This is a genomic window from Streptomyces sp. CA-146814 (assembly GCF_050942385.1).
Taxonomy (GTDB): Bacteria; Actinomycetota; Actinomycetes; order Streptomycetales; family Streptomycetaceae; genus Streptomyces.
Window position 1 is genome coordinate 392,857 of sequence record NZ_CP192068.1, and the last position, 18,355, is coordinate 411,211.

The window sequence follows — 18,355 nt, forward strand, 5'->3', positions numbered from 1 at the left end:
GGCGCGGCTCATCCCGCGATCCGCCGTGCCTCCTCATCACGGTGCGGCGGGTCGCGGGCGCTCCGTGTCCAGATGCGGGAAGCGCCATTCGGTACGGCTGCGCAGAGTCTCGCCGGGGCGCAGCACCGTGCTGGGATAGGCGGGGCGGTTGGGTGAGTCGGGCAGGTGCTGGGTCTCCAGGCAGAGCGAGCCGTGGCGTTCGTGGCGGCGGCCGGTGCCGTCGGTGAAGGCGCCGTCGAGCTGGTTGGCGGTGTAGACCTGGACGCCTGGTTCGGTGGTCCAGAGCTCCAGCGTGCGGCGGTCGCCGGGTGCGGTGAGGCGGGCGGCGCGGCGGAGGGCCGCGGAGTCCGGGTCGCGCAGCACCCAGCAGTGGTCGAAGCCGCCGGCCAGGGCGAGTTGGGGGTGCGAGCGGGTGAGGTGGTCCCGCAGCGGCTGCGGGTGGGTGAGGTCGAACGGGGTGCCGGTCACCGGGGCCGGGGGGCCTTCGGGGATGGAGTCGGCGTCGACCGGGAGGTAGTGGTCGGCGTCGAGGTGGAGGGTGTGGCCGAGGATGTCGTCGGCGCCGAGGTTGAGGTAGGCGTGGTGGGTGAGGTTGACGACGGTGGGGCGGTCGGTGACGGCCGTGTACTCCAGGGCGAGGGTTCCGGCGGTGTCCAGGGTGTAGGTGGCGGTGACGTCGAGCGCTCCGGGGAAGCCCATGTCGCCGTCGGGGCTGTGCAGGGTGAGGCGGAGGACGGCGGCGGAGTCCGTACGGTCGCCCTCCGCCTGCCAGATCCGGGTGTGGAAGCCGTCCGGGCCGCCGTGCAGGGCGTGGCCCCGGTCGTTGGCGGGGATGTGGTGCGTGGTGCCGTCGAGCGTGAAGCGGCCGTGGGCGATGCGGTTGGCGTACCGGCCGACGATCGCCCCGAAGTAGGGGTTCTTGTCGGTGTAGTCGTCGAGGGCGGGCAGCGAGCGGACGACGGGGCCCGGGGTTCCGGCGGTGTCCGGCACGGTGAGGCTGTGCAGGATGCCGCCGTAGGTGAGGATCTCGGCCCGTACCCCGGTGCCCGATTCGAGGGTCCAGAGGTCGACCTCCGTCCGCCCGTGGGCATGGCCGAAGGACTTGCGGTGCACGGTGGGCATGGGGGTTCCTTGGGAGAAGGGCCTCAGGAGGGGCCGGGGGCCTCACGGGGGCCGGTGGATTCGCGGACGACGAGGCGGTAGCCGGGACGGGGGCGCCGGGGTTCGGCGACCGGGGTGCCGGCGAGGCGTTCGACGAGGCTGTCGACGGCGAGCCGGGCGATGGCCGCCTTGTCCGGGGCGATGGTGGTGAGGGTGGTGGTCCCGTACCGGCTCTCCTCGATGTCGTCGAAGCCGACGACGGCGATGTCGCCCGGGATGGTCAGGCCGCGCTCGGTGATGGTGCGCATGGCGCCGATGGCGATCAGGTCGTTGTACGCGAACACGGCGTCGGGCCGCTCGCCCCGGTCCAGGAGCGAGGCCATGGCGGCGGCGCCGTCCTCCCTGCCGTAGCCGTCGGTGACGACGACGAGGTTCTCGTCGGGTTCGATGCCGGAGGCGGCCAGCTCCTCGCGCCAGCCGCGCAGCCGGAGGTGGGCGGGCTGGCGTTCCTGGCCGGTACGGGAGCCGAGGAAGGCGATCCTGCGGTGGCCGAGGCCGATGAGGTGGGCGACGGCCTCGCGGGCGGCGGCCACGTTGTCGATGGCGATGTGGTCGTACGGCGCCTCGTACTCCCGCTCCCCCAGCAGCACCAGCGGTGCCGTCTCCGTCCGGGCCATAAGGTCCTCGGTCTCCAGGTGGATGGGGCTGAGGATGAGCCCGTCGATGACATGGGACCGGAACCCCTGGCTGACCAGCAGCTCCTTCTCGCGCAGGCCGCCGGTGTGGTCGACCAGGACCGTGTAGTCGTGCCGGGCGGCGGCGTCGACGACCTCACCGGCGAGCTCCGCGAAGTACGGGTTGCCGAACTCGGGCACGGCCAGCGCGATGATGCCGGTGCGGCCCTTGCGCAGATGGCGGGCGGTGAGGTTCGGCCGGTAGCCGAGCTCGTCGATGGCCTGCTGCACCTTGGCGCGCATCTTCGGGGTGACGTGCTGGTAGTTGTTGACCACGTTCGACACGGTCTTGATGGACACGCCCGCCCGTTGAGCTACGTCCTTGAGGCTGACGCCCACGGCACTCCTTGTACTCGGTTCGACTCGTTCCTGGCCCGGTCCGTACGGTCCCGTCCGGTTCAGGTGGTTCTCCGGCTGCGCGCGAGGTAACGCTGCGCCACCACGACAACGATAAGGAAGCCGCCGCTGACCACCGACTGGTACGAGGAGTTGAGCGAGCCGATCTGGTTGATGAGGTTCTGGATCACGGCGAGCAGCAGGACGCCCCAGAGGGTGCCGCTGATCGATCCGGCGCCGCCGATGAGGAGCGTGCCGCCGATGACGACGGCGGAGATCGCGTCCAGTTCCATGCCGACGCCGACGATGGTGACGCCGGAGGAGAGGCGGGCGGCGTTCAGCGCCCCGGCGAGTCCGGCGAGCAGTCCGCTGAGCGTGTAGACGAGGATCTTCGTCCGGGCGACGGGCAGGCCCATCAGGGTGGCCGCGTCGCTGCTGCCGCCGACGGCGAACAGGGTCTGGCCGAACGAGGTCCGCTGGAGCAGCAGTCCGCCGGCGCCGAAGAGGACGAGCGCGATGAGGATCGGATAGCCGAAGCCCCAGACGCTGCCCTGGCCGAGTTCGGCGAAGGCGGAGTCCTTCGGGACCAGGTAGGTGGTGGCGCCCTCGTCGGTGAAGGCGAGGAGCATGCCGCGCGCGGCGAGGAGCGTGGCGAGCGTGACGATGAAGGGCGCCATGTTCGCGCGGGCGATGAGGAGGCCGTTGACCAGGCCGATCGCGGAGCAGACCACGAGCGGGACGAGCAGCGCGGCGAGGAAGCCCCACTGCGAGGCCCAGGCCGCCAGGACGCCGCCGAGGGCGAAGACGGAGCCGACGGAGAGGTCGATGCCGCCGGTGATGATGACGAGCGTCATGCCGAGCGCGACGATCGCGAGGAACGACGCCTGGACGGTGACGCCCCGGGCGTTGTCGACGCTGGCGAAGGTCGGGTAGACGAACGAGGCGATGAGGATCACGGTCAGCAGGACCGCGAGGACGCCCTGGCGCTGGACGAGTTCGCCGATCCGGGAGCCGGTGGAGCGTTCGGGACGCGGTTCGGGACGGGACGGGGCGTTCTTGAGCGGCGCCGGCACCTGAGGGGCCGGGGCGGCGGGGGTGGTGTTCTTCATCGGGACCGACGCTCCCGGGCGACGTAGACGGCGGCGATGATGATGGCCGCCTGGGCGATCTGTGCGGTGGAGTCGGGCAGGTCGTGCTTGACGAGGGTGGCGCGCAGCAGCTGCATCAGCAGGGCGCCCGCGACGGTGCCGAGCACCCGGATGGAGCCGCCGTTGAGCGGGGTGCCGCCGACGACGACGGCCGTGATGGCGGAGAGCTCCATGAGGGTGCCGAGCGAGGACGGGTCGCTGGCGGTGAGCCGGGCGGTGGCGAGGATCCCGGCGAGTGCGGCCATCGTGCCGCAGAGGATGTAGACGCCGATCAGGACGCGCTTGACGGGCAGTCCGGACAGGGCGGCGGCCGGGCGGTTGCCGCCGATGGCGACGATCTGGCGGCCGAAGGTGGTGCGCTGCACCAGGAACGCGACGGCCAGCGCGAGCACTCCCGCGATGAGGACGACGAGCGGGATGCCGAGGAAGGAGCCGGTGCCGAGCGCGAGGATGTCCGGGTTGACGATCTGCTTGAGCTGGCCGTCCGCCATCACCAGCGCGAGTCCCCGGCCGCCGACGAACAGCGCGAGCGTGGCCACGATGGGTTGCAGCCCGACGAGCGAGACGAGCGTCCCGTTGATGGCGCCGACGACCGCTCCGGCCAGCAGCGCGATCAGGAGCGCGGGCACCAGACCGTAACCGAGGTAGAGCGGCAGGAGGGCGGCGGCGAGCGCCATGGTGGAGCCGACGGAGAGGTCGATGCCCTCGGTGCCGATGACCAGGGCCATGCCGAGCGCGACGATCACGATCGGGGCGACCTGGACGAGTTGGGTGCGCAGGTTGTCGGCCGTCAGGAAGTGCTCGGTGAACAGGGCGTTGAAGAGCAGGACGACGGCGACGGCCGCGTACACGCCGTACTCCTGGTACCAGGCGGGGTCGCGGAGCCGGGCCAGGGGCTTCGCGGGGCGGGGCAGGGTGGCCTGGGTGGTCATCGGGGGTCCTCCTGGCCGGCCGCCGGGGCCTTCCGGCCGGTTTCGGGCGTCTGGTCGGCAGGCTTGGCGGCGGGCGTGTGGTCGGCGGAGGCGGAGTCCGCACCGGGGGGCGTGTGGTCGGCGAGCACTTCGAGCAGGCGGCTCTCCTCCACCTCGTCCCCGGCGAGCTCACCGGCGACCGCGCCGCCGCGCAGGACGACGATGCGGTCCGCCCCCTCGATCAGCTCCTCGATGTCGGAGGAGATCAGCAGGACGGCGAGGCCTTCGCGGGCGAGGTCGTCGATGAGGCTCTGCACCTCGGCCTTGGCGCCGACGTCGATGCCCCGGGTCGGCTCGTCCAGGAGCAGCACCTTGGGCTCCAGGCAGAGCCAGCGGGCGAGGAGCACCTTCTGCTGGTTGCCGCCGGAGAGTTCGCCGACCTTCTGTTCGGGGCTGGATGCCTTGATCCGCAGCCGCTCCATGAAGATGTCGACGACCCGGTCCTGCTTCTCGCGGGAGACGATCCCGGCCCGGGAGAGCCGGGGCATGGCGGCGAGCACGATGTTCTCGCGTACGGAGAGCTGCGGGATGATCCCCTCCGCCTTGCGGTCCTCGGGGAGCATGCTGATGCCGGCGCGGATGGCGGCGGCCGGGGTGGGCCGGCCGATGCGCTTGCCGTCGACGGTGATCTCGCCGCCGTCCAGCGGCAGCGCGCCGGTCAGCGCCTTGGCGGTCTCGCTGCGCCCGGAGCCCAGCAGCCCGCCGAGGCCCAGCACCTCACCTCCGTACAACTGGATTGATATGTCGTGCAGTTGGTGGCGCCGGTCGAGGCCGGTGGCGGTGAGGACGGGCGTACGGGCCACGTCGTGTCCTGCGGCGTCGAAGCTGGTGAGGCCCTCGCGGCGCACTTCGGCCAGGTCGCGGCCGAGCATCATCGACACGAGCCGCATCCGGTCCAGTTCGGCGAGGTCGCCGGTGTGGATGTGGCGGCCGTCGCGCAGGACGGTGACCCGGTCGCAGATGCGGTAGAGCTCGTCCATGCGGTGGCTGACGTAGAGGACGGCGATGCCCTGGCCGCGCAGGTTCTCGATGACCCGGAAGAGGGTCTCGACCTCGCGGGGCTCCAGCGAGGAGGTGGGTTCGTCCATGATGACGACCTGCGCCTGTACGGAGACGGCGCGGGCGAGGGCCACCATCTGCTGGGTGCCGATGCCGAGGGTGTGCAGCGGGCGCTTGGGGTCGACGCGGACGCCGAAGCCGTCGAGGAGTTCGGTGGTCTCACGGTTCATCCGGGCGAAGTCGATGAGGCCGAAACGGTTCTTCGGCTCGCGGCCCAGGAAGATGTTGCGCGCCACGCTCATCAGCGGGACGAGATTCACCTCCTGGTAGATGGTGGAGATCCCGGCCTGCTGCGCCTCGAAGGGCTTCGCGAAGCGGACGGGCGCGCCGGCGACCCGTACCTCGCCGTCGTCGCTCTGGTAGACGCCGGTCAGCACCTTGATGAGGGTGGACTTGCCGGCTCCGTTCTCGCCGACGAGCGCGTGGGTCTCGCCGGCGCGCAGCGAGAAGGAGACGTCGTCGAGGGCGACGACGCCGGGGAACCGCTTGCTGACCGAGCGGGCTTCGAGCACGGGGTCCGCGACGGCGGTCTCCGCGTGCCGGGGTGTCGCTTCGGTGGGTGCCATGGATCCTGGCCTTCCGGTGTTACTTCCGGTGTTACGGGAGGCCGGGGAGAGCGGCCTTCCGGTGCTGCGGGAGGCCGGCGATGGCGGCCTACCGGTGGTACGGGAACGGGGCCGGGCCACCGTGAACGCGCGGGGCGTCGCGGCGGCCGGCCGGCCGGTCGGGTCAGTAGGCCCCGCCGAGCGAGTCCTTGGCGTTGGCCTCGTCGTACTCGCGGTCGGTGATGATCACGTTCTCCGGGATCTCCTCGCCGGCGTAGAACTTCTGCGCGGTGGCGAAGGCGAGCGGGCCGAAGCGCGGGTTGGACTCGATGACCGCGTTGTACTCGCCGTTGACCAGGGCCTGGACGGCGTTGCGGGTGCCGTCGACCGAGACGATCTTGACGTCCTTGCCGGGCTTCTTGCCGGCGGCCTTGATCGCGGTGAGCGCACCGAGGCCCATCTCGTCGTTCTCCGCGTAGACGGCGGTGATGTCGGGCTTGGACTGGATGAGCTGCTCCATGACCTGCTGGCCCTTGTCGCGGGCGAACTCGCCGGTCTGCTGGGCCACGATCTCCAGGCCCGGCGCCTCGGCCTTCACCTGGTCGACGAAGCCCTTGGTGCGGTCGGTGGTGACGTTGTTGCCGGAGGTGCCGAGCAGGATCGCGACCTTGCCCTTGCCGCCGGTCACCTTGATCATCGCGTCGGCGGCGCGCTTGCCCTGCTCCACGAAGTCGGAGCCGAGGAAGGCCACATAGTCCTTGCAGGCGGTCGAGTTGACCTTGCGGTCGATGGTGAGGACCGGCACCTTCTTGGCCGCCGCCGCCTTCAACGCGGGCTCCAGACCGTCGGAGTTGAGCGGCGCGACGATGAGGAACTGCGCGCCCTGCGACAGCATGTCCTGGATGTCACTGATCTGCTTGGACAGCTGGGACTGGGCGTTGGTGGTGAGGAGCTTCTTGACGCCGACCTTCTTCGCCTCGTCCTTGATGGACTGGGTCTCGGCGATCCGGAACGGGTTGGCCTCCTTCTCCGACTGGGAGAAGCCCACCACGGCGTCCTTCAGGTCCAGCTTCGGCGCGCCGTAGGTCTCCAGCGTGCAGCCCGAACCGGAGGCGGAGTCGGGGGACTTGGCTTCCTGGGCGCCCTGGCTGCTGTCGCCGCCCGCGGTGTTCGAGGTCTCCGACTTGGCGCAGCCGGCGGCGGCCAGCGTGGCGGTGGCGGCGAGGAGGCAGGCCACGGCGAGGGTACGGGGTCGACGCTGGATCATCATGCGCGGAACGCTCCTTGGCGGGTTGACGGCACGCGCGGCGGCGTGCGGTCGGGCAGGGCGGGACGAGGCATCGGCCGCGCGGCGGCGGGTGCCACTGCACTCCTCGCGACCCTGCTCCGACGTGCGGGAACAGCGGTCGCGAGAGCCTGCTGGGGCTGTCGGCGGCTCGGTTTACAACGTTATATATGCGGTGCGGCACGGGCGGCAAGAGCGGAGTCGATGCGTTTCCAAAATGTGTCGGCCACCCGGCCGAGCGCCCGAACGGGCCGCGGACGGGAAGCGATGCGCCGTACGGCAACGGCTCCTGCGCACCCTCTGGACAGCCGCCCGGCGCCGTGCTGTCATACCGCCGGACGCCGCATTTCCAACGTTGCAAGAACGGATGCCGTACGCCGGGCCGCCCGCGCGACGGCGACCTTCGGCACGCCCACGAACGGCCGCCCCGCCGCTCCCCCGGCCGGGCGGCCTCCGCACCAGGCTCGCGCACCACGCACCGCATCACGCACCGCACCACGGCGTCCCGCACCACGCCCTGCACCGGGCCCGCGCACGCATCGCGCGTGGCCACCACCCCCACCGAGCCGACCGCAGCTCAGGCGGACCCGGCTCAGAGCGGGAGCCGCACCCATGCCGCTGAACCGCAGGCAGCTCATCACGACCGCCGTGGCCACCGCCGTCGCCACCGGCACCTCCAGCCGGTGGGCCACCGCCGCGACACCGGCCCGCCACCAGGTGGCGGCCGCACCAGGCGGCCACTACTCCCCCAACGCCGCACCCCTCCACCCCACCGCCTTCCTCAAGCTCCCACCGGGCAAGGTGAAGGCACGCGGCTGGCTCGCCGGTCAGCTCAGGCTCCAGCTGGAAGGCCTGTGCGGCCGGTACGAGGAGTTCTCGCACTTCCTGGACTTCACGGCCACCGGATGGATCCGGCCCGACCGTGGCGGCTGGGAGGAAGTCCCGTACTGGCTCAGGGGATACGCCGACCTGGCCATCGTCACCGGCGACGCCACCGCGCTGGCCACCACCCGCCGCTGGATGGACGCGATCCTCGCCACCGGGCAGAGCGACGGCTTCTTCGGCCCGAAGGCGCTGCGGACCTCGCTCAACGGCGGCCCGGACTTCTGGCCGTTCCTGCCGCTGATCCAGGCGCTGCGTTCCTGGCAGGAGTACAGCGGCGACACCAGGATCGTCCCGTTCCTCAGCCGCTTCTTCCGCTTCATGAACGCACAGGGCCCCGGCGCCTTCAACACCAGCTGGATCGCTCTGCGTTGGGGCGACGGCCTGGACAGCGTCATGTGGCTCTACAACCGCACCGGCGACGCCTTCCTCATGGACCTGGTCGACAAGATCCATCGCTACGGGGCGAACTGGGGCAACAACCTGGTCAACCCGCACAACGTCAACATCGCCCAGGGTTTCCGCGAACCGGCCCAGTTCGCGCTGCGCAGCGGCTCGGCGACCGACACCCGTAACACCTACGGCACCTATGCCAAGGCCATGGACGCCTACGGCCAGTTCCCCGGCGGCGGGTTCGCCGGCGACGAGAACGCCCGGCCCGGCCACGGCGATCCGCGCCAGGGGTTCGAGACCTGCGGGATCGTCGAGTTCATGGCCAGCCACCAGCTGCTCACCCGGATCACCGGGGACCCGCTGTGGGCGGACCGCTGCGAGGAGCTGGCGTTCAACTCGCTCCCCGCGTCGCTCGATCCGTCGGGCAAGGCGGTGCACTACATCACCTGCGCCAACAGCGTGGACCTGGACGACGAGCCCAAGCGCGACCGCCAGTTCCAGAACCCGTTCGCGATGCTGGCGTATCTGCCGGGCGTGGACCAGTACCGCTGCTGCCCGCACAACTACGGTATGGGCTGGCCCTACTTCACCGAGGAGCTGTGGCTCGCCACGCCGGACGGCGGGCTCGCGGCGGCGATGTACGCGCCGAGCCAGGTGACGGCGAAAGTCGCCGACGGCACGGAGGTGACGTTCACCGAGGAGACCGGCTACCCCTTCACCGACACGGTCACCCTCTCCCTCACCGCACCGAAACCTCTGCGCTTCCCTCTCGTCCTGCGCGTCCCCGCCTGGTGCGCGGACCCGGACATCCGGGTCAACGGCCAACGGGTCACCGCCCCCGCCGGCCCGGCCTTCACCCGCATCGACCGCACCTGGGCGAGCGGCGACCGGGTCACTCTGCGGCTGCCGCAGCGCACCACCGTACGGACCTGGACGGAGAACCACCGTTCCGTCAGCGTGGACCACGGGCCGCTCACGTACTCGCTCCGGATCGGTGAGCGGTACGAACGGATCGGCGGCAGCGATACGTTCCCGGAGTACGCGGTCCGCGCCACGAGTCCCTGGAACTACGGCCTCGTCCTGGACCCCGCCCGCCCCACCGCCGACCTGCGTCACCGCTCGACGGGCCGCGCCCCTGGCGACAACCCGTTCACCCATGCCGGAAACCCGCTCACCATGACCGCCCGCGCCCGCCGCATCCCGGAGTGGACAGCGGACGACGAGCGCGTGGTCGCACCCCTCCAGCCGAGCCCGGCGCGCTCCACCGAGCCGGTCGAGGAGGTCACGCTCGTCCCGATGGGCGCGGCCCGCCTGCGGATCACGTCGTTCCCCACGGCGGCCCCGGAAGCGGAACCGTGGTTGGCGGACCGCTGGTACCGGTTCGCCAACCGCCACTCCGGCAAGGTGCTCGGCGTGGACGGCATGTCCACGGCCAACAGCGCCCACGTCGTCCAGTTCGGCGACACCGGGACGGCGGACCACCTGTGGCGGCTGGTGGCCAACGGAGACGGCTGGTACCGGATCCGCAACCGCCACTCCGGCAAGGTGCTGGGCGTCGACCTGATGTCCACCGCGAACAGCGCGCACGTCGTGCAGTTCGACGACAACGACACCGCCGACCACCTCTGGCAGCTCGTTCCGGACGGAGGCGGCTGGTACCGCGTCCGCAACCGGAACTCGGACAAGGTGCTCGGCGTGGACGGGATGTCCCTGGCAGACAGCGCCCATGTCGTCCAGTACGACGACAACGGAACGGCCGACCACCTGTGGCGGCTGCTCTGACGTCGCCGCTCACTCCTCCCCGTACAACCGAGAGAAGGACGGACAAACCATGCACCCAGCACCCCGCACCTGGTGGCGGAGGTTAACGGCCACCACCGGGCTCCTCGCCCTGGTGACCACCGCCCTCGTCGGCAGCGGCACCTCCCCGGCCGCCGCCGCGCCCGCCGCCTGGACGCCGAAGCCGGCGCCCATGACGACGCCGTGGACCAATCAGGTCCCGGTCGACAAGCCGCTGCCGGAGTATCCGCGCCCGCAGCTGACCCGCCCGGACTGGACGAACCTCAACGGCATCTGGGACTTCGCGGTCACCGGCCGTGACGCGGGTCAGCCCGCCGCCTTCCCGGAGCAGATCCGCGTCCCGTTCGTCGCCGAGTCCGCGCTCTCCGGCATCCAGCGCCGGATCACCGAGAACGACAAGCTCTGGTACAAGCGGACCTTCACCGTCCCGGCCGACTGGAACAACCGCCGGATCAAGCTGCACTTCGGGGCCTCCGACTGGCAGACCACGGTCTGGGTCAACGGCACCCAGGTCGGCGCGCACAAGGGCGGCTTCGACTCGTTCGCGTACGACATCACGCCCCAGCTCAACGGCGGTGGGAACACGGTCGTGGTCTCCGTCTACGACCCGAGCCAGACCGGCGGCCAGGCGGTCGGCAAGCAGCGCATCAACGACGTGAAGCCGCGCCCGGGCGGCGGGATCTTCTACACCGCCGCTTCCGGCATCTGGCAGACGGTCTGGCTGGAACCGGTCGCCTCCGCCCACATCACCCGCCTCGACATGACACCGAACCTCGGCAACAGCACGCTCCGGGTCCGGGTCCAGACGGCGGGCGCGGCGGGCCGCAGCGCCCGGATCACCGTCTCCAGCGGCGGTACGGTGGTGGGCTCGGCGACCGGGGCGGTGAGCGGGGAGATCTCCGTACCCGTGCCGAACCCGCGGCTGTGGAGCCCGGAGGACCCGTTCCTCTACGATGTGCGGGCCGACCTCCTCGACGGCTCGGCGGTCACGGACACCGTGGGCAGCTACACCGGTATGCGGTCGGTGGGGCTGGCGAAGGTCGGCAACATCCTGCGGCCGGTGCTCAACGGGAAGTTCGTGTTCCAGACGGGCACGCTGGACCAGGGGTACTGGCCGGACGGCATCTACACCGCGCCGACCGACGAGGCGCTGAGGTACGACCTCCAGGCGCACAAGGACCTCGGCTTCAACATGGTCCGCAAGCACATCAAGGTGGAGCCGCAGCGGTGGTTCTACTGGGCGGACCGGCTGGGGCTGCTGGTCTGGCAGGACATGCCGTCGATGGACACCGGCAAGGTTCCGGACGGGCCGGCGCGCACGCAGTGGGAGGCGGAGTACCGGGCGATCATCGACCAGCACCGCAGTTCGCCGTCGGTGGTGATGTGGGTGAACCAGAACGAGGGCTGGGGCCAGTACGATCAGGCCCGGATCGCCGACGAGGTCAAGGCGCAGGACCCGTCGCGCCTCGTCAACAACATGAGCGGGGTCAACTGCTGCGGCTCGGTCGACGGCGGCAACGGTGACGTGGTCGACAACCACATCTACGTCGGCCCCGGCAACACGGCTCCGACCGCCACCAGGGCCGCCGTGCTCGGCGAGTTCGGCGGGCTCGGCTACAAGGTTCCCGGCCACGAGTGGTACCCGGGTGGCGGGTTCAGCTACGAGGACCAGCCGAGCGTCGCGGCGCTCAACAACCGGTTCGTCGGCCTGCTCGACGCCATCCGGATCGGCCAGCTCCCCGCCGGGCTCTCCGCGTCGGTCTACACGGAGATCACGGACGTCGAGAACGAGGTGAACGGGCTGCTGACCTACGACCGCCAGGTCGTCAAGGTCGACACCGCCCGGGTGAAGGCCGCCAACCAGGCCCTCATCCAGGCGTCCCGCACCCCCGCTCCGCCGGTGACGCTGCCCACCGGGCAGTACAGGTCCCTCCGGGTCACGACGCCGGGACACACCACCAAGCACCTGCGTCACTACAACGCGCAGGCCTTCACCGAGGTGGTGAACAGCGGGAGTTCGGCGGTGCTCAAGGCCGACGCCACCTGGAAGATCGTCACCGGCCTCGCCAACAGCAACTGCTACTCCTTCGAGTCCCGCAACTACCCGGGCCAGTTCCTCCGCCGCCGGGACTTCCGAGTCCACCGCGATGCCGACGACAACTCCGCGCTGTTCAAGGCGGATGCGACCTGGTGCGCGGTCGCGGGCACCGGCGGAGTGCGGTTCACCAGCGCCAACCTGCCGGGCAGCTATCTCCGCCACATCGGCTCCGAGGTCTGGCTGGCCACACCGGGCGGCGGGCGGCCCTTCGACAGCCCGGCCCTGTTCACGGAGGACACGACGTGGGCGGTGGATGCTCCCTGGGCTCCGTGATCCCTCAGGAGCGGTGACCGGCTGGCCGGCCCGGCAGCGGCGGAGAACGTCCCGTCCGCTGCCGGGCCGGCTGCCTGCTACGGCTTGCGGCTGCCGTACAGGGCGGTCACCTCATCGGCGGTCAGGGCCTTGTCGTACACCCCGACCTCGTCGACCGACCCGTGCCAGTAGTCGGTCTTCGCGCCGCCGTACTGGGCCCGGCCGACGGAGAGCGGACCGGTGCTCACATCGACGGGTCCGGCCTCGGTGGTGGCGGCGAGCTTCCCGTCGACGTACAGCTTCACCTCGCCGCCCTGCCGGACGCCGACCAGGTGGTACCACTTCCCGGTCTCCGGTGTGATCTCCAGGCGGGCGCGTTTGCCGCCCGGGGTGGAGAAGGCGAACGCGCCCTGCCCGTACTGGAGATAGAAGGGGTTCTCGGTGCGCCGGCCGTCCTGGCTGACGACGGTGGCGTAGTTGCCGGGCAGGGCGTCCAGTGAGGCCCACGCGGAGACCGTGTAGTCCTTCGTGGTGTCCACGACGGGGCCGGTGCTCTGCGCGTACTGGCCCTCGCCGTTGAACTTCAGCGCCGAGCCCGTGACGCCCGGAGCCCAGGACGTGCCGCCCTCCAGGGCGAGATGGGCCTTGTTGGGGCCGCTGTCGCGGGCCGTGGCGCCCTGGTTCTCGTCGAGCGACCAGGAGCCGCCGCCCTTCAGCTCGTCGCGCTGACCGGCGTTGGCACCGGCCGCGATGACCTGGCGGTTGATCTCGCGGACCTTCTTCGGGTCGACCTTGATCTCCCGACGGTCGTACGTCCAGAGCCCGTTGAGCTCGTTCTCCAGGTCGCTGACCTGCGTGTAGACGGAGCCGGACAGCTCGGCGCCGGCGGCCGCGAGGTAGTACGTACGGGTGTTGTCGACGTACTTCGCGGTGAGGGCGGCCTTGTCCGCCACGCCGGAGTAGATGTTGGCCGGCGCACCCGGCCACATGTGACCCGGCGTCCGGAGCGTGAAGCCGCCGTGCTCGCCGTCCATCGCCGCGCGGCGGTCGTCCGGGAAGGCCGGGTCGTCGTTCACGTAGTCGTGGTGGTCGATGATCTCGCCCTTGCCGGAATCACCCTTGGAGGCACAGCAGTTGACGCCGCTGTGCGCGTTGACCACACGCGACGGGTCCAGCGCCTTGACCTCTTCGGCGATCTCACCGGTCACCGTCCGGTCCCACTCGCCCCAGCCCTCGTTGAAGACGATCCAGCCGCTGATCGAGGGGTAGTTGTGGAACTGCTTCATCAACTCCTTGCCTTGCGTGAGGAAGGCGTTCTTTCCGGCGTCGTTGTCGATGTCGGCGTTGACGAAGTCCTGCCACACCAGCAGCCCGAGCCGGTCCGCGTGGTAGTACCAGCGCGGCGACTCCACCTTGATGTGCTTGCGTACGGCGTTGAAGCCGAGGTCCTTCTGCGCCTTCAGGTCGAAGGTGAGCGCCGCGTCGCTGGGCTGGGTGTACAGCCCGTCCGGCCAGAAGCCCTGGTCGAGCATGGCGAGGGAGAAGAACGGCTTGCCGTTGAGGACGAGCTTCTGGTAGCCGCCGACCTTGTCGACCTTCAACTGGCGCATACCGAAGTAGCTTTCGACGCTGTCCTTGGACCGGCCGTCGGTGAGCGACACGTCGAAGTCGTACAGGTAGGGGTCGTCCGGCGACCAGAGGCGCGGGTTCTTGAGCTGGAGGCTGAGCTTGCGGTTGGCGGGTCCGGAGACCGTACCGACGACCTTGCCCTTGTGGTCGCGGGCGACGGCGGTGATACGGGAACCGGCCGACGCCTCCGCCGAGTTGACGGTGACCGCGAGACGGCCGGTGTCGATGTCCGGGGTCGTGGTCAGGGAGTCGATGGCGGCGGGCGCGACCGGCTCCATCCACACGGTCTGCCAGATGCCGGAGGTCGGCGTGTAGACGATGCCGCCGGGACGGGTGGACTGCTTGCCCTTGGGCTGGTTCGGGCCGGTCTTGTCGGTGACGGCGACGACGATCTCCTGCGGGCCGCTGCCCTTGAGCGCGTCCGTGATGTCGGCGCTGAACCCGGTGTATCCACCGGTGTGTTCGGCGACCTTGGTCCCGTTGACCCAGACCGTGGACCGGTAGTCGACGGCGTCGAAGTTGAGCTTCAGCCGCTGGCCCTTGCCGGAACCGCCCTTGCCGACCGACCAGTTCTTCGGCACGGTCACGAGCTTGCGGTAGAACATGTGGTCCTCGTCGCGCTCCAGGCCGGAGAGCTGGGACTCCACCGGGAACGGCACGATGATCCGCTCACCGAGCTTCTTGCCGAACACCGGCTTCTCACCTTCGGTGGCTCCGGCGAACTCCCACGGACCGTTGAGGTTCTTCCACCGGTCGCGGACCTGCTGCGGGCGCGGGTACTCGGGGAGCGGGTTGTTCTTGTCCAGCTTGTCGCCCCAGGTGGTGGTGAGGCGGTGCGTGGAGAGGTTCTTCGCCGTCCGGCCGATCTCCGGGACGGTCTCGGTCCCGGACGTCAGCCCGCCCTTGCCGTCGTAGACGACCTTGACCCGCTGGTCCTTCAGAACGGGAGCGGCGAGGTCGATGATCAGCGCCCGGGGGTTGCCGGAGGCGCGGCTCACCTTCTTCACCGGCATCGGCGAGGTGTCGACCTCGATCTTGAGGTGGTCCTTCACCTTGCCGTGGTTCGCGACCCGGTCCTTGAAGGTGGCCTGGAGGCGCTTGCCGTTCTCGGCGACGGTCAGGGCGACCGGGTAGACCTCGAAGTCGGCGGGCGGAGTGAAGGCGGACTCGGGCACGATCTGCTTCTTCAGCGTGTCGCTCTGCCAGCGCAGGAACATGCTGGCGCCGCCGATGTCCTGGAACATCTCCAGCTTGAAGTCGTGCTTCTCGCCCGCCTTCAACGTGATCGGCGCGCTGTGCTGCTCGTTGTCCCAGTCCGGCTGCCAGTGGTCGATGACAACGTTGCCGTCGAGGAAGAGCCGGAAGCCGTTGTCACCGATGGCGGAAAAGGTGTACGAGCCGGTCTCGGGCGCTTCGAGCTGTCCGGTCCACCGGGCGGTGGTGTGCTCGGTCTTGCCGGTCGCCGACTCGAACGTACCGGTGAGACCGGGGAAGTTGATCTCGGGGTCCAGGGAGGTGGCGCCGAGCTCCGCGAAGTCCCGGGCGCCGGGCGCGGACATGCTGAAGTACTCGCCCTTCAGCCCGCGTACATCGGTGACCGGGTCGTCGGCGGTGAAGGCGGGCGCGGAGGCCGGTGCGGAGGTGGCCGCTGCGGAGGTGGCGGGTGCGGCGGCGGCCGTCGGCACCAGGGTGGCGCCGACCGGTATCAGGAGCGCCGCGGCGCAGGTGAGGGCCCTGAACAGGGCACGGGGGCGCGGGTGTTGTCGTGTCAAGGCGTCATCCTCGTCGAAGAGCCGGGAGTACCTCGAACCGGCGAGGCACTGCACATAGTCGAACATTGAGCCACAACACCAAACACGGCACAACGGTCGTGCACCGAGAATTTTCAACGATAGAAACGTGCGGTACGGCGTGACCGCACGCACCCCGACGCTCGGCGCGGCCCTACTCCAGAAAGGCCGACACGGTCGCCGCGAACCGGCCGGGGTCATCCATCCACGGGTAGTGCCCGGCCCCCGGCTGCTCGACGAACGTGGCCCGGGGGAACAGCCCCGCACATTCCGCCACCGCGCCGGGCGGGCTGTTCAGATCGAACTCGCCGGCCAGCAGCAGTACGGAGCTCCCGAAGACGGCGAGTGCCGCACGGGTGGCCTCGGGATCGAAAGCCCCTTCGGCCGCGAAGTGCGCGACGGCCTCGCCGTTCACCGGCCGGCCGGCCGCGTGGTGGAGCCGGGCCTGGGCGTCCCAACGGCCCCGGAGGAAGGGCGCGATGGCCTCCCAGTCGCTGTCGGTGCCGGTTCCCCCGGTGATCGCCTGCAGCCCGGCAAAGGCGGCCGGGAACCACGGCTCGTCCTTCCGGCGCAGCGCGAGTGCGCGGCGCATCGGCCCGTCGATGTCCACGCCCACCGCCCGGACGCCCGGCGCGATCAGCGCGAGCCTGCCGACGCGCGACGGATGGCGGGCGGCGTACCGCATCGCGAGGTTCGCACCGCCGGAGTGCGCCAGCACATCGGCCCTGGCGAGCCCGAGGTGCTCCCGCAGGGCTTCGACGTCCGCCACCTGGCGGTCGCAGCGGTAGGAGGTGGGGTCTTCGGGCAGCGCGGAGAGGCCGGTGCCGCGCAGGTCGAGCAGGATGAGCCGGCGGTACGCGGAGAGACCGCCGAGATCGCCGAGGTAGCGGGAGTCGGCCGGGCCGCCCGGGAGACAGATCACCGGATCGCCGTGGCCACCGCCACCCCCGCCGTCGCCGTCGCCCTCGTCGCGATCGCCCTCGAGCTCGCGATAGGCAAGGAGGGTTCCGTCTGGTGCCACGAAGGAGGTCATGGCCACCATCATGGAGTTCATAACCTGGTTGTACAACCAGGTTATGAACCGCGTATCCGTTGCGGTATAACCGAGCTATGACAGACGAGGACGACCGCCGCCCGCCCTCCGGATTCCTGAGCGAGGAACAGGCCGGGAGGATGTTCGCCGACATGAACGAGGTCATCCGCGCGGGCGAGGAGATGCGGCAGCTGCGGAGCGAGATGATCGCGCTGTTCGCCGGAGCGGGCTGGCCCCAGGAGCGGATCGCCCGGCTCTCCGGGATGAGCCAGCCGGCCGTCTCCAAGCAGGTGACCCGGCACGGGCCGGGCAGTCCTCCTCCGCCGCCGGAGCTCGCGCTCGACCAGGACGACACGCCCTGGCTCGAAGGGCGCCTGTGGGGCCTGGCCGAGGAGATCTCCGAGGCCCTCCACCACGACGCCCGCTGCTCGCGGTTCGTCGATGCCGTCGGCCGGGGCCGCAAGCGCCTCACGCCCGCCAACGTGGACGCCCTGCGGCGCCTGGTCGAGGAGGATCTGCGCCTGCACCGGACCGAGCTTCCCGGCGGCTACCGGACGGCATACGACGCCATCAGCCGCGGCCTCGACGTCCCGGCGAACGTGGCAGGCACCGGGTCCGCGTCCGTACGCCGCACCCTTGCCCACCGCATCCAGCGCGACCGGCTCAGCGGCGAGAGCTGAGGCACGAAGCTGAGGCGCGAGGGGGCCGTGAGGGTGCCGTGAGAAGGCCGCGAGAGGACCGGGATCACCCGTTCTCGCGGCCGATTTCCATGAAACGCCGATACGGGGGTATCCGGACTTCAGCCAGAAAGCTCACGCGACGGGGTGACCGCCATGAACGACCGCATGCTGATGACACTTTCGCCGGACGGGGAGACCCGCACCGATTACGTCTGCCGGCCGGAGAAGGCCGCCGACGCCCGGGACGCGGTCACCAGCTTCCTCTCCCGGCTGCATCCCGCGCCGGCCTCGCACGTGGTGCAGAACCTGCTGCTCCTCGTGACGGAGCTGGTCACCAACGCCGTCCGGCACGCCGGATCCGTCACCGCGCTCTGGCTGACCGCGGACCGCACCGGCGTCCACGTCCGGGTCACCGACCCCAGCCCGGCGCACCCGCAGGACCGGACGCCCGACCTGACGGGCCGCACCGGCGGCTTCGGCTGGCCGATGGTCCAGCGGCTGTCCCAGGAGGTCACGGTCCGCGAGTCGCCGGACGGCGGCAAGGTCATCCTCGCCACCGTGCTCCGCTGACGACGAGACCCCTCCGCCAGACGCCGGCATCCCAGCACGCCGGCACCCC

At 70.6% G+C, this 18,355-nt stretch carries 12 protein-coding genes; 4 read left to right on the top strand and 8 right to left on the bottom strand.

What is annotated here, in order from left to right:
* Window positions 1-36 precede the first annotated feature (36 nt).
* The 6 genes from ACQP09_RS01555 to ACQP09_RS01580 form a co-directional block, all read right to left on the bottom strand.
* Complete coding sequence (locus ACQP09_RS01555) at window positions 37-1,122, bottom strand: aldose epimerase family protein (protein WP_433395324.1); 1,086 nt, start codon at window positions 1,120-1,122, stop codon at window positions 37-39.
* Window positions 1,123-1,145: 23 nt separating this feature from the next.
* Window positions 1,146-2,174, bottom strand: coding sequence for a LacI family DNA-binding transcriptional regulator (locus ACQP09_RS01560; RefSeq protein WP_433395326.1), 1,029 nt, complete (start codon window positions 2,172-2,174; stop codon window positions 1,146-1,148).
* A 59-nt stretch (window positions 2,175-2,233) separates the two neighbouring features.
* On the bottom strand, window positions 2,234-3,280 hold the full coding sequence (locus ACQP09_RS01565; protein ID WP_433395328.1) for an ABC transporter permease: 1,047 nt from the start codon (window positions 3,278-3,280) through the stop codon (window positions 2,234-2,236).
* A complete protein-coding gene (locus tag ACQP09_RS01570; RefSeq protein ID WP_128852351.1) occupies window positions 3,277-4,251 on the bottom strand; it encodes an ABC transporter permease in 975 nt (324 codons plus the stop codon). The genes ACQP09_RS01565 and ACQP09_RS01570 overlap by 4 nt, the downstream gene beginning before the upstream one ends.
* Window positions 4,248-5,915 carry a sugar ABC transporter ATP-binding protein gene (locus tag ACQP09_RS01575; protein ID WP_433395330.1) on the bottom strand — a complete coding sequence of 556 codons (1,668 nt, stop codon included), beginning with the start codon at window positions 5,913-5,915 and terminating at the stop codon, window positions 4,248-4,250. The genes ACQP09_RS01570 and ACQP09_RS01575 overlap by 4 nt, the downstream gene beginning before the upstream one ends.
* 163 nt (window positions 5,916-6,078) lie before the next feature.
* Window positions 6,079-7,164 carry an ABC transporter substrate-binding protein gene (locus tag ACQP09_RS01580; protein WP_433395332.1) on the bottom strand — a complete coding sequence of 362 codons (1,086 nt, stop codon included), beginning with the start codon at window positions 7,162-7,164 and terminating at the stop codon, window positions 6,079-6,081.
* A 627-nt stretch (window positions 7,165-7,791) separates the two neighbouring features.
* Between ACQP09_RS01580 and ACQP09_RS01585 the strand changes: the two genes are divergently transcribed.
* Window positions 7,792-10,236, top strand: a complete 2,445-nt coding sequence (locus ACQP09_RS01585) for an RICIN domain-containing protein (RefSeq protein ID WP_433395334.1) — start codon at window positions 7,792-7,794, stop codon at window positions 10,234-10,236.
* Between the two features lie 49 nt (window positions 10,237-10,285).
* Window positions 10,286-12,625 (top strand): AbfB domain-containing protein, encoded by a 2,340-nt coding sequence (locus ACQP09_RS01590; protein ID WP_433395335.1) that lies wholly within the window; start codon window positions 10,286-10,288, stop codon window positions 12,623-12,625.
* A gap of 77 nt (window positions 12,626-12,702) precedes the next feature.
* Here the strand turns inward: ACQP09_RS01590 and ACQP09_RS01595 are convergent, their stop codons facing one another.
* Both ACQP09_RS01595 and ACQP09_RS01600 read right to left on the bottom strand, forming a co-directional pair.
* Window positions 12,703-16,071 carry a LamG-like jellyroll fold domain-containing protein gene (locus tag ACQP09_RS01595; protein WP_433395337.1) on the bottom strand — a complete coding sequence of 1,123 codons (3,369 nt, stop codon included), beginning with the start codon at window positions 16,069-16,071 and terminating at the stop codon, window positions 12,703-12,705.
* Between the two features lie 106 nt (window positions 16,072-16,177).
* Window positions 16,178-17,056, bottom strand: a complete 879-nt coding sequence (locus tag ACQP09_RS01600; protein WP_433406461.1) for an alpha/beta fold hydrolase — start codon at window positions 17,054-17,056, stop codon at window positions 16,178-16,180.
* Between the two features lie 77 nt (window positions 17,057-17,133).
* Between ACQP09_RS01600 and ACQP09_RS01605 the strand changes: the two genes are divergently transcribed.
* Together ACQP09_RS01605 and ACQP09_RS01610 are read left to right on the top strand one after the other, a co-directional pair.
* Window positions 17,134-17,736, top strand: coding sequence for a sigma-70 family RNA polymerase sigma factor (locus ACQP09_RS01605; RefSeq protein WP_433395339.1), 603 nt, complete (start codon window positions 17,134-17,136; stop codon window positions 17,734-17,736).
* Between the two features lie 153 nt (window positions 17,737-17,889).
* Window positions 17,890-18,306 (top strand): ATP-binding protein, encoded by a 417-nt coding sequence (locus ACQP09_RS01610; protein ID WP_432150127.1) that lies wholly within the window; start codon window positions 17,890-17,892, stop codon window positions 18,304-18,306.
* Window positions 18,307-18,355 lie beyond the last annotated feature (49 nt).

What these genes read in the sequence shown, in the direction of transcription:
- ACQP09_RS01570 (WP_128852351.1), bottom strand. Translation starts at nt 4,251, where the DNA reads ATGACCACCCAGGCCACCCTGCCCCGCCCCGCGAAGCCCCTGGCCCGG.
- ACQP09_RS01565 (WP_433395328.1), bottom strand. Translation starts at nt 3,280, where the DNA reads ATGAAGAACACCACCCCCGCCGCCCCGGCCCCTCAGGTGCCGGCGCCG.
- ACQP09_RS01590 (WP_433395335.1), top strand. Translation starts at nt 10,286, where the DNA reads ATGCACCCAGCACCCCGCACCTGGTGGCGGAGGTTAACGGCCACCACC.
- ACQP09_RS01605 (WP_433395339.1), top strand. Translation starts at nt 17,134, where the DNA reads ATGACAGACGAGGACGACCGCCGCCCGCCCTCCGGATTCCTGAGCGAG.
- ACQP09_RS01580 (WP_433395332.1), bottom strand. Translation starts at nt 7,164, where the DNA reads ATGATGATCCAGCGTCGACCCCGTACCCTCGCCGTGGCCTGCCTCCTC.
- ACQP09_RS01585 (WP_433395334.1), top strand. Translation starts at nt 7,792, where the DNA reads ATGCCGCTGAACCGCAGGCAGCTCATCACGACCGCCGTGGCCACCGCC.
- ACQP09_RS01610 (WP_432150127.1), top strand. Translation starts at nt 17,890, where the DNA reads ATGAACGACCGCATGCTGATGACACTTTCGCCGGACGGGGAGACCCGC.
- ACQP09_RS01575 (WP_433395330.1), bottom strand. Translation starts at nt 5,915, where the DNA reads ATGGCACCCACCGAAGCGACACCCCGGCACGCGGAGACCGCCGTCGCG.
- ACQP09_RS01600 (WP_433406461.1), bottom strand. Translation starts at nt 17,056, where the DNA reads ATGACCTCCTTCGTGGCACCAGACGGAACCCTCCTTGCCTATCGCGAG.
- ACQP09_RS01555 (WP_433395324.1), bottom strand. Translation starts at nt 1,122, where the DNA reads ATGCCCACCGTGCACCGCAAGTCCTTCGGCCATGCCCACGGGCGGACG.
- ACQP09_RS01595 (WP_433395337.1), bottom strand. Translation starts at nt 16,071, where the DNA reads ATGTTCGACTATGTGCAGTGCCTCGCCGGTTCGAGGTACTCCCGGCTC.